At 54.2% G+C, this 11,869-nt stretch carries 9 protein-coding genes; 3 read left to right on the plus strand and 6 right to left on the minus strand.

Features of this window, described 5'->3' with window-relative positions; genetic code table 11:
- Window positions 1–11: 11 nt before the first annotated feature.
- The 3 genes from AAGA79_RS14970 to mutL form a co-directional block, all read right to left on the minus strand.
- On the minus strand, window positions 12–863 hold the full coding sequence (locus AAGA79_RS14970; RefSeq protein WP_411826623.1) for a hypothetical protein: 852 nt from the start codon (window positions 861–863) through the stop codon (window positions 12–14).
- A 287-nt stretch (window positions 864–1,150) separates the two neighbouring features.
- Window positions 1,151–1,966, minus strand: a complete 816-nt coding sequence (locus AAGA79_RS14975; protein ID WP_411826624.1) for a hypothetical protein — start codon at window positions 1,964–1,966, stop codon at window positions 1,151–1,153.
- A gap of 265 nt (window positions 1,967–2,231) precedes the next feature.
- Window positions 2,232–3,980 (minus strand): DNA mismatch repair endonuclease MutL, encoded by a 1,749-nt coding sequence (mutL, locus tag AAGA79_RS14980; protein ID WP_411826625.1) that lies wholly within the window; start codon window positions 3,978–3,980, stop codon window positions 2,232–2,234.
- 37 nt (window positions 3,981–4,017) lie between these two features.
- On the opposite strand from mutL, the gene ftsY reads away from it, so the two are divergent.
- Window positions 4,018–4,869, plus strand: a complete 852-nt coding sequence (gene ftsY / locus AAGA79_RS14985) for a signal recognition particle-docking protein FtsY (protein ID WP_411826626.1) — start codon at window positions 4,018–4,020, stop codon at window positions 4,867–4,869.
- A gap of 6 nt (window positions 4,870–4,875) precedes the next feature.
- Here the strand turns inward: ftsY and AAGA79_RS14990 are convergent, their stop codons facing one another.
- Complete coding sequence (locus tag AAGA79_RS14990) at window positions 4,876–6,258, minus strand: bifunctional folylpolyglutamate synthase/dihydrofolate synthase (protein ID WP_411826627.1); 1,383 nt, start codon at window positions 6,256–6,258, stop codon at window positions 4,876–4,878.
- On the opposite strand from AAGA79_RS14990, the gene AAGA79_RS14995 reads away from it, so the two are divergent.
- Window positions 6,250–6,939, plus strand: coding sequence for a VIT1/CCC1 transporter family protein (locus tag AAGA79_RS14995; protein ID WP_411826628.1), 690 nt, complete (start codon window positions 6,250–6,252; stop codon window positions 6,937–6,939). The two genes, AAGA79_RS14990 and AAGA79_RS14995, sit on opposite strands and share 9 nt — an antisense overlap.
- A 10-nt stretch (window positions 6,940–6,949) precedes the next feature.
- Here AAGA79_RS14995 and AAGA79_RS15000 read toward each other — a convergent pair whose 3' ends face one another.
- A complete protein-coding gene (locus tag AAGA79_RS15000) occupies window positions 6,950–8,380 on the minus strand; it encodes a YdiY family protein (protein ID WP_411826629.1) in 1,431 nt (476 codons plus the stop codon).
- Between the two features lie 63 nt (window positions 8,381–8,443).
- A complete protein-coding gene (locus tag AAGA79_RS15005) occupies window positions 8,444–10,027 on the minus strand; it encodes a right-handed parallel beta-helix repeat-containing protein (protein ID WP_411826630.1) in 1,584 nt (527 codons plus the stop codon).
- A 418-nt stretch (window positions 10,028–10,445) separates the two neighbouring features.
- Between AAGA79_RS15005 and AAGA79_RS15010 the strand changes: the two genes are divergently transcribed.
- Window positions 10,446–11,867, plus strand: a complete 1,422-nt coding sequence (locus AAGA79_RS15010) for a PLP-dependent aminotransferase family protein (RefSeq protein ID WP_411826631.1) — start codon at window positions 10,446–10,448, stop codon at window positions 11,865–11,867.
- Window positions 11,868–11,869 lie beyond the last annotated feature (2 nt).

Raw genomic sequence — 11,869 nt, forward strand, 5'->3', positions numbered from 1 at the left:
AAAGGTATGGTTTATGCACCATCGCCACTGTCAGCAGAATCATATTCCATGAAAGGCACCGTGCTGGAAGAATCAATATCATCGGCGTCGTTGCTGTCGTTATTTTTCGGGTTGTTCGCGGTAAACGTTACGAGAAGCACTAGATCCTGAAGATCGTATCCCTCATCGCTTTGCTGACTGTCCGTATGCGTAAGTTCCATGAAAACAATCACGTCCATGGGACCAATATCCACACGGCCGTCGGAGCCGATATATGGGGCAATGAAATCCTCTAGACTTGGAGCCCCGTAGGAAGGGATGTTGGTAGGAGGAATACTTCCGTCTACAAGGGTTCTAACGTTCTGCTTACCATCTTCAGAATAGTAGAATGTTCCGTAACCCTTGTAGTAGTAACGACCGCCAAACCGGATTTTCTGGCCAGGCTGGATATTGCTTCTTTCCCAAACCACTTTCGATGGATTTACGTCATAGTTATCTCCGTAGAAAATTTGCTTATAGCTGCCTCCATCAAAGCTGATGGTAGCCTGTGCATCCACGAACGAGTAGGAATTGCTGTTACTGGATGAGACTGTAACGCCATTACCCAGAACGCGGACTTCGACGTCCAGTTCATCGGTCGGGTTCACCGTCGAGGGAGGAATAATTTCCACATAATCCCCCACAATCGCTGGGTGGGTAATTTCCCATGTCAGGAATGGTTTTGTGCCGGTCTGAACCACGGTGGGATAAGCTGTGAGCCAACCGACGGGTTCGGCAGGGATCGTATTAGTGTTTTCCGAGAGGGAGAGTTGTGTCGATGCAGTGAGCACGCACACGGATAGGGAGACTGCCTTTGCGGCAGCCCAGTGGCTGGTTGGTTTCATGGCTGGTTGTAGGGGTGGGGGAGTTTTACATCTAGCTACCTTGGGTTCCTTCTGAATGGGACGTTCATCGGGAGGTGGGTAGACCGGACCGGGCAAGGGCAAGGACTCCACGCGATTAGCGCTTCGGCCATGCCGATTCGGGACAGAACCCCGATCCGGGCTACCTGGAAAATTTCCTGGGACGGAAAGCTTCCAGAATAAATGTTAAGAATTCATTTCGATTATTTTATATTCGTCTGATTCGGTGTTCGGGTGTGGGTGAAAGCAGTTGCCTGCAGGTGATTTGGTTACCAGGACGGGAGTTGTGGTTCTTGGAACTCGATTGAATTCCCGTTGGCGAAAAATTTCCATGGGCCGGTTGGAACCTCGTATTCTTCTACGAATTTCCACTCGACTCTCTGTCCGCTGCCCATCCCGAGGAAGTCGCGGACTGCCGGGCTGACATCAAGGCCGGCGCCGTGATTGCGGTTCATGCGTGCGTTTTCATTTCCGAAAACATACTCGTGGTGATCCGTCTCGAACGGACCTACATCTTCCCACTGGGCGTAGCAGATCTTTCCTTCAAAATGAATGGCGATCCAGCGACCTTTGCAGACTGAGATTCCTTCGCCTTGGTATGCTTCCCAGAACCATGGGATCACCTCGGAAGCTTCGGAGCGATGGCGGAAGTCCTTGCCTATGTCATTGTAAGGGAGAGCAATATAAAATGGATTAAGCGCTGGAACGAAACTCTCAGGAAAGTATCCCTCGCGCTGATTCGGATTATCGTAACCTCCGTAATTAGCCTCCCAGTTCTGATCCCAAGCGCTTTTATCGTTCGGCGTCGGATTATTTACCGTGGGCTGTTCACCAACCCAAAAGACTGTCGTAACCACGTTACGCTTCCAGGAAGCTGCCTGACGCAGCTCATCCCTTGAATCTTCCAGAACCACTTTCGCGGCCGCCGGGACTCCGAATGGATCCGAAAGTCCGGAAAGGGCATCACCACGATCCTTTAGGAAGTCTTGATGAACTTCATTCAAACGATCATACAACTGGCTACCCATCGCCACTCCGGAAAGAGCGAGGCAGAGGATGCCGGTTGTTGTTTTGATAAAGTTCATTTAACTGGGTCCCAGGAAGTAAATCAGGATTGAAACTGAACACATCTTAACTTTTTAGGTTCATATCACAAGATTTTTTTAGTTTTTTTTGAACGAAAATACAACCATGTGAAACAGCTTGTAAGCCATGTAAAACAAGGGATAGAGAACCTTTCGGAAGAAATCCTATTCAAAACTCGGATCGAATTTTGGAGTATTTACGTAAAATTCACTAAGTAATCTTAACTTTTTTAAGAAAAATTTGAACGGATCTCAAATGGCTATTTCAGCCCCTTCCGACTCCAAATCTCCGGTCGATATCCTTCCGGCTATATTCACTCAGAGTAGGCCTTCCGTCCGCCGCACAATACGGCAAATCACAGTGAAACAACTCCTCCAGCAAAGCCTCCGCTTCCGAAATCCGCGGTCGCAGGCGCAAGGACGCCTTATTGGCGAGAATTCGCGCCAATCTATCGAATGCAAATTTTCCCACAGATGCGGGGCCATGAATCATCTCGCTAAAGACTTCATCGAGATACCCCGAGCAATCCTCCAGCGGCAGACAAGCAGGAAGGCTGCGCACCTGCAGCGTATTCCCCCCGAATTCCTCAACCTCAACCCCGGCATCCATCAGTGCCATTTTTTCCCGTAGCAAAAGATCGAGCTCCCGCGGATCCAGCTCCATTAATACAGGCACCAAAAGATTCTGCGTCTCCAAGCCCTCATTTCTACCTTTGGTCAGCTGTTCAAAAACGATCCGCTCCTTCGCAGCCCGGGGATCGAACAGTACCAATCCATCCTCGCTCTCAAAAATCACATATCTCTCCTGGAGCATCCCGATCAGACGGAAACCGGGACCCTTCCTTTTCGGCAAATCTTCCCTCTCCGGCACATCCACCGCCAGCTCCGCCTGAATCTGGTGAAACATCGGCCGCGTAGCCACTACCGCCTCCCCCACCGTCCGCGCGACTTCCACCGGAGTTGCCTGCCGCGGCTCAACTGGTGCGGGACGCAAACAATCCACTACCGCCTGTGAGATCAGATCCCGTATATCGTAGGGCCTGTGAAACCTCACCTCACGCTTTGCCGGATGCACATTCACATCCACCAGCTCAGGCTCCAACTCCAGCCACAACCAAGCCGCCGGGTGCAATCCCTCCTGCAGATTCCCGCGGAACCCTTCTGCCAGCCCTTTGGAAACTGCCGCATCCTCAATCGGCCTACCATTCAGGAAAACGAATTGATGCCTTCTCCCCTTTCTCGCATGCTTCGCAGGTAGGATAAAACCCATCACGCTCATCCCCGGCCCCATCCGCTCCGGCATCTCCACCAGCTCCGCACCCAAATCATTGCCCAGCAACTGCCTCACCCGATCGACCGTCCTCGCCACTCCGGGCAAGTCAAACACCACCCTGTCATCCTTCCTGAAACGGAACCTCACCCCCGGCGCCGCCAGAGCATGCAGCCGGATCTGCTGCTCCACATGTGCAGCCTCGGTAGTTTCCGCCCGCATGAATTTCCGCCTGGCAGGCATATTGAAAAACAAATTCCGCGCCTCGATCACCGTTCCCGGCGCTCCGCCCGCATCCCGCACATCCCGCAGTTTTCCCCCATCCACAAAAATCTCAGTCCCTGAAACATCCTCCTCACGCCGCGTCGACATCCGGAACTTCGCCACACTCGCGATACTAGGCACCGCCTCCCCTCGGAAACCCAAAGTCAGCACCTTCGCCAAATCCTCGGAAGTCCGCAGCTTGCTCGTCGCATGCCTTTCCAGTGAAAGCAGCGCATCCTCCTTCACCATCCCGCAACCGTCATCCGTCACCCGGATCAATCCCGTCCCACCCCGCTCGATATCCACCAACACGGATTTTGCACCCGCATCCAGACTGTTCTCCACCAGCTCCTTCACCACACTTGCCGGGCGCTCGACCACCTCACCAGCCGCTACCTGGCTGGCTAAAATATCGGACAATACACGGACAATCGGCACAACACGATTTAGCCGCTGCTCCACCTCCGCATCAATCTTCAATTGACCACCACCCGCCCGCGATTAGCCTCTCCCCTCCATGGCAGGATTTTTCAAAAAGCTTTTCAACGTAATTACCGATCAGGTTGAGGTCGACTGGGACGAACTCGAGGCAAATCTCATCGCCTCCGACCTCGGCGCGAAACAAAGCATAGCCATCATCGATGAACTCTATGATCTGGGTCGGGAAATTTCAGGAAAAGACGTGGTGGAAGTCACCCGTCGCCGCCTTTCCAGCGCCCTCCCGGAAGATACCCCACCGCTCGCACCCCGCGCGGATGGAATGCCCACCGTCATCCTCGTGGTCGGAGTCAATGGCACCGGAAAAACCACTTCCTCCGCTAAACTAGGTCTCTGGCTGAAAAACCGCGGTCACTCCGTCCGCCTCGCCGCCGCAGATACTTTCCGCGCCGCCGCCGTCGAGCAACTCCAACGCTGGGGCACCCGCCTGGACATACCCGTCATCACAGGAAAACCAGACTCGGACCCATCTTCCGTCTGCTTCAACGCCCATAAACAAGCCATCGAGGAAAACGCGGATTTCCTCATCTGTGATACCGCCGGCCGCATCCATACCCGCCACAACCTCATGGAAGAACTCGGAAAAATCCGCCGCACCATCGCGAAACAGGACCCGAGTGCCCCTCACCAGACCTTCCTCGTCGTCGATGCCTCCACCGGCTCCAACGCCATGAACCAGGCAAAGGAATTCCACAAAGCCAGCCCGCTCGATGGCCTCATCGTCACGAAACTGGATGGCTCAGGAAAAGGCGGCATCGCCGTCACCATCTATGATACCCTGAAAATCGCCCCACGCTTCATCGGCACCGGCGAGGAACCGGATAAATTCGCCATCTTCGAAAAGGAAAAATTCGTCAGCGAGGTTCTCTAGCCGGGCTCATTGCCCGCTCGCCAGGAAATCCCCTCCAAGTAACATCGCCCGCGCCTCCCCGATCAGGAAGAGCGAACCGGCCACCAAAACCGGCCCATCGTATCCGGCAGCCACTGTAATCGCTTCGGAAAAACTCTCGTAGCCCTCCGCAGCGGCCTGTTTATCTTCGGGCAAAACCTTGATCAGCTCCTCCAAAGGCAGCCCACGCATCGTACCCACCTTGCAGAATATCACCCGCTCCGTAAGTCCCTGAAACTCCCGGAAAATCCCTGAGATATCCTTCGATTCCACCGCACCGAAGATCAGCGTCCCCTTTTTCACTCCTATTTCACGCCCCCAGGTATTTTTAAGAACCTCGGCAGCATGCGGGTTGTGCGCCCCGTCCAGAATTACTTCTTTCCCCCTAAAGGAAATCCTCTCGAACCTCCCCGGCCACGATACATTCTTCAACCCATCCGCCACACTTTCCGATCCCAGGTGAATCCCCAGCCCATGCAGACCAGCCAGTGCCAGCGCCGCATTCCATTTCTGATGCTCCCCCGCCAGCGCTATCCCATACCCGGTCAACGGCTCCGTAACAAACTCCAGAGGCGTGCGCATCTCATTCGCCTCCTTTCTTAAAACAGCCTCCGCCTCCCTCTCCTGCGGCGCTGAAAACGCCGGCACTCCCTCCAGGAAAATCCCGGCCTTCTCCCCAGCCACCTTCCCCAGCGTATCCCCCAGCCACTGGGTGTGATCCATCGCTATCGGGGTTATCAGGCACACATCCGCCGGCACTGCAGTCGTCGCATCCAGTCTCCCACCCATCCCCGTTTCCAGAATAATTAACTCACACTCCCTTTCGCGAAACCACCGCATCGCCACCGCCAGAGTAATCTCAAAAAACGTCGGATGCACATCCAGCCCCTCGCACACCTCCCTCGCCTCGGTCAGCAGCTCCGCACAGCGCTCTGCGGAAATCATTTCGCCGGAAACCTGCATCCGCTCCCGGTAATCAATCAAATGCGGCGAGGTAAAAAGCCCCGTCCTCCGCCCGCAGGAACGCGCCACCCGATCCATGATCGCACACGTGCTACCCTTTCCGTTCGTTCCCGCCACATGCGCCACCTGCACCCCATACTTGGGGAAGGCCAAGAACTCCTTCAGCAAATTCCGCGGCCCCTCCAGCCCCAGTTTGATACCGAATTGCTGCGTGCCGAATAGCCAAGTGATCGCCTCCTGATAAGTCATGTGTTCTGCCTCCAAACTCGCCTTCCGGCGAAAAACTGCAAGCCCTGAGAGCACGCAAAACCGGAAGACAAACACACATGCCGGAGCATCATTGACTCGCAACCATCCACGCCTTAATTCTAACTGCTCCGTCAGAACCGCATCGCTAAAATGAGCCATATTGAACCCCACCGCATCCACCGTTCAGGATGGCTCAGAGCAGCTGTTCTCGGTGCCAATGATGGAATTGTCTCCACCGCCTGCCTCATCACCGGCATCGCAGTCGCTGGAGCCAGCAGCGAAACTCTCCTCCTGGCAGGCACAGCCGGATTGGCCGCCGGCGCAATGTCCATGGCCGCCGGTGAATACGTCTCCGTCAGATCCCAGCATGATATCGAAGTTGCCGATCTCAAAATCGAAATCGACTCCCTCGAGAACAACCGCGAAGGCGAACTCAAGGAACTTGCGGAAATTTACCGGAAACGCGGCCTCAATCCCGAGCTCGCGGACCAGGTAGCCCACGAACTCATGGAGCACGACGCACTCGGCGCCCACGCCCGCGACGACATCGGAATTATCGAGGAACTCAGCGCCCGCCCCTATCAGGCAGCACTCACTTCCGGCGGCATGTTCGCCATCGGCGCGGCCATACCGCTCATCACCACCACCATCGCACCGGTTGGTTCTATCTTCTGGGTGGTTCCCGCGTGCGCCATCATCACCCTCGCCGCCTTGGGCGCATTTGCGGCCAAGATCGGCGGCGCCTCCCCACTGAGAGGCGCACTACGCATGTGCACCTGGGGCACTCTCGCGATGGCACTGACCGCCTTGGTCGGAAAAATCTTCGGAATAGCCGTTTAGAAACCCGGAATCAGAATTTCACCGCAACCGAACTGGTCAGGGAAGTATCCGCCTCTTCCCGACCAACAGCGGGCTGATTATCGTAGGTATAATTTCCTGCAATTCTCCAAATCAGTCGATCACTGATCTTCGTGTCCAGACCTGCCGTAAAGAGGATCGAGTAATTCTCAAAGTCCTCAATTTCAGCCGTGTATTCCAGGGCTTGATTGAAGGCAAAGCGCTCATTGAACCGATGCGAAAATCGTCCGGCCGCAAACACCGACACATAAGTATCACTCTCTCCGCCCAAACTCTCGAAGGTGTAACTCGGCCCGGCCTCCACCGCCAAACTCGTATCATCGGTCTTGATTAACTTGTATCCTCCCAGAATCCCCGGAGTCACCCGATAATCGATGTCAGCCGCTGAATCCCGCAGATAACTGATTTTCGAACCTATGTAGAAGCGATCACTCACAATGTGATTCAGTTGCACCCGTGACGTTGTCTGATCCTTGGATGTATCACCATTGTCATCCTGGTAAACCTGAGCCAGATCGAAGAAAAACTCCCGCTCCGCATTGCGATGCGCCGTGGTCCAGCTAAACGTCAGACCGGTGCTTTCCGAATTCCCCTGATTCAGGGTAAAACCCAGTGCAGCAATGGAAACCCAGCCCTTTGGAGTCACCGGTTCCGCTTCCTCACCCGGCATCAGACTGCGTCTACCACCGGATTCATCAGGCTCAGGTAAACCTCCCAACTCGTAAGCCAGCCCCAGGATCAATGAAGTATCCGAGCGTCCCTTCCCCACGGCAGGAGTGCTATCGATCCGGTGCCTCACAAACGTCCGCAACGACCAAGCTGATGTAATACGCGTTTCGATACCCGCCTCGAAATCCAACAGATAGTCTGAAAAATCCTCCACACTCGGCGTAAAGGAAACAGCCTGCCACAGCTTGCTGTTCTCGCTGAAACTCCACTCGAATTTCTCGGTAAACCTCAGGGTAGCAAAGTCGGACTTCACACCGGATTGCTCCTCCCAGGTATAACCCGGACCGAATTCGAAAGCTAATTTCAGATCGTCCCGCGCAATCACCCGATAACCCACCAGCAAACTAGGATCCATGCGGTAATCGATATCGGCCACACTATCACGGAAATACGCCGCATACCCGCCCACATAGAACCGTTCGGTCAGATTGTGATTATACTGACCGTAAATTTTCAGCGAATCCGTGCTCTTGGTATCTCCATCCTCGGAGTAAAAATAATCCGTCCCGAAATACAGCTCCTCCTTATCCTTGATATATGATCCTAGAAACTGAAGCGAGTAGGCCATCGATTCCGAATTCCCATCCGTATAGGACAACCCGGCCGCGCCCGTGAACTCCCACGGAGACTCCTCGGCATTGGCGATACAGGAAAGTGGCAGTAACAGGAAAATTAGAGCGCTTGGGATTCTCATGGGAGAGCCCGTTTCCCAAGAAACCCGCTTCCATACAAGGCTATTCCCCAGCTTTTCCGGCCGTTATTGATACTCGGAAGCCCCAATATCGACCCGCGAATTGTGAACCCTTTTTTTACCGAAAAAATCAAATCCTCCGCCCGCTGCGGTAGCCCGTCCCTTGTCCCTGCACGATGATTGACCGGTAAGTTGGAAAGCTTCCTTCTCCGCCCCTATGTCCGGCGCAGCAGTCCAAAAACCCGGATTCTCGAACATCGATTTATCCTCCCCGTTGATCGCCTTCCGCCACGCACTCAGCCCTGGGTACGACCTATTTTTAACACCATCCGCATTCAGCCCGAATTCGATGCTCTCCTTATCCCCCTCACAGAAATACACATTCGCATCGATCAGGTTTCCGGCTCCAAAAGCCCGCTGATCAGAGCTTCCGCCCTCCACATAGTGCACTATCATCTGCTTCGTTTTCTTATCCGCCCAGATCATGTTGTTGATGATCATGTTGTTCTCGAAAAAAAACTGTATCCCAATCTGACCACCATAGGTCCTCCGTGTGTCGTTCCGGTAGATTGTGTTGTTATTGATCACACAATCTCTCGTAGTTCCCCGTTTTGAATCATAGCCGCCCATAATAATCCCGGGGCCTTGGTTATGTCGGATCAAATTATTCGAAACCTCGATATGATCGGTCGATTTTTCCGCATGCTCACTGGCAAGTTCGATCCCAAAATTGCAGCCATACACCTCGTTGCGGATAATCCGGATATCCGTCCCCCCATCCACATAAATACCTGCGGCTGAACGATCCCCGCCTCCCTTCTCAAAACTCCCACCATATGCGGGATTCGAAGAGCTATCGATATTGTAAACTACGTTCCCCGTGCAAACACCACCACGCGCACGATCAAAGCCACCCGGAGCAGTCCCCTCATAACCGATGAAATCGATCCCGATGTTATTGCAATCATTCACCCGGTTATCCTTCACCGAAAAATTCACCACATTTCCATTCAACACCACGGACTCACTCTGCCCGGTCCGTAAATCATGAACCCAGTTCCCTTTCAGAACCAGTGAATCGATAGGCGTCCTCAAGTTTCCGTAAGCACAGATCCCAAATCCATTCGCGTTCTCCCTGGAGCTATTCTGCTCAATTCCCCGCACCTCACAGTTGCGGATTTGGATGCCCTTCCCCTTTCCTTCTATCTGAATCCCACACGGAATCGCCTTCGCGGATGTAGTCTTGTAATCAGCTATTTCAAGCCCGCGGATCTGTATAAAATCGCAGTTTTCGATCTCCACCAGACCCGTCCGCCCGCCGTCGGGCACTCGAAGCCGGCTACCACTCAGCACCACCTTTTCATCCGTGAAGTTACAGATCACGATAGGTTTCTTTTCAGAACCTTTGAGCCCCTTCAGAACCAGACGCTCGTGATATGTTCCACCACGGAAATATAACGAATCACCGGCTTTCAGGTTGTCTACCGCGGTTTCTATGGCCCCCCACGGCCGCTCAAAACTTCCCTCCCCACTGTCCTTTGCACCAGCGCTTACGTAATATCTGGCAGCTTCGGATATATTCAGGGATATCAGGAAAACCGCTCCCATACCTATCGAGATCCACACCCTCGGGCGCTTGCTAGTTTTCATAATTTACCTGCCTGACTGCAAATTCGCAGACTAAGTCGCAAGCCACTCATGTCACGTCAATTACAGACACTACAGCCGAAGACTACTTACCACCCAAGTCCTCACCTTTGATCAAACGCGCCGCAATCTCGCACCCCATCGGAGTCTCAAAATAACGCCTTATAAGCCTCCCAAGCTTTAACCGCCCCTTTCTCAATTCCTCTCCAATCCGAGCCTCTTGTACCTCAGGGGATCCGCCATGTATCTGTTCAATCTTCATAAAACAGAAGCTATCACTCCCTTTTAGACCAGAACAGATGCAGACAATACGATCTGTATATGGTACAGAATATTTTCGAAGTGACTGTACTGCAATCCCAACCAGTAATCTGTCTCTGGACACATAGAATCCCACCCCGAAAGTAAGCGGAAGATCTCCATGAACACCCCACTATATCAGGAACTGGCCACAAAAATCCAAGGCCTGATCCGTGCCGGAACCTTTCCTTCCGGAAGCAAACTCCCCTCGGTCCGCCGCCTCAGCCGGGAGCAGAATGTCAGCGTCACAACCGCAATGGAGGCATACTCACGCCTGGAGGGCCTCGGCCTTATCCAATCCCGACCCAGGTCAGGCTATTTCGTGCGTCCGCCTATCGTCACAGCAGGCCAGCTCCCGAAACCATCGGAGCAATCCCGGAAACCGATCACTGTCCAGTATCCCCAGATCATGCAGGCTGTTATCGAAGCCGTCGCAAATCCCCGGATAGTCCCTTTCGGCGCTGCGGCCCCCGGCGATGAAATCATTCCCCACAAACGCCTCAGCACATTATCCAACGCCCTCATCCGCCGTCACGGAGCCGCCGCATTCCGCTACTCCATGGCACCCGGCCGCAAAGAACTGCGGGCTATCATTTCCAGGCGCATGCTCTCTGCCGGTGTCCAGGCGGATCCTGATGATATCGTTACCACCCAGGGAGCCACCGAGGCATTGGCCCTCGCCCTCCGTGCCACAACCAGCCCCGGCGATGTCGTGGCAGTGGAGAACCCCACCTACTTCGGCATCCTCCACCTTTGCAAAGACTTCGGGCTAAACGTCGTGGAAGTCCCCATGGATGCCCAAAAAGGCATCAGCATCACCGCTCTGGAAGAACTTTCCACAAACTACAAAATCGCCGCATGTATCGTCCAACCCAGCTTTCAAAACCCCTTGGGCTCCTGCATGCCGGACGATACCAAGAAACAACTTGTTGACCTCGCCATAGCCCGCGATTTCGCCCTGATAGAGGACGATCTATACGGAGAGCTCGGCCACTCCGGCCCCCGTCCCAGCGCGCTCGCCGGATTCGATAAGGACGGCCGGGTCATCCAATGTGGCTCTGTCTCGAAATGGCTGGCGCCCGGCATACGTGTCGGCTGGGTCATTTCACGGAAATACAGGGATGAAATCCGCCGCCTGAAAGCCATTCACTCACTCTCCTCATCCACCCTGTCCGAACTCGTCGTTGCTGAATATTTCGCAATTGGCGGAGCGGAACGTCACCTCCGCCGCGTCAGCTCATTATTCGGCGAATACTGCGCCGAGATGAGAGAAGCTGTGCTCCGCGAGTTCCCAGCCGGCACACGGGTCAATCAACCCAAGGGCGGTTTCGTCCTCTGGGTGGAAATGCCGGAAAAATACGATTCGGAACTACTATCCATCGCCGCACTCGAGCATGATATCTGCCTAATCCCCGGCTCCCTCTTCTCCGCCAGCTGCGGATTAAAAAACTGCCTCCGACTCAGCTGCGGCCATTCGTGGAGCAAGCGCTCGGCGGAAGCAATCCGCACCCTCGGCCGCCTCGTCACCACCTGCGTGAGATAGCC

The sequence above is a fragment of the Luteolibacter sp. AS25 genome (assembly GCF_046736275.1).
In the GTDB taxonomy this organism is placed as follows: domain Bacteria; phylum Verrucomicrobiota; class Verrucomicrobiia; order Verrucomicrobiales; family Akkermansiaceae; genus Luteolibacter.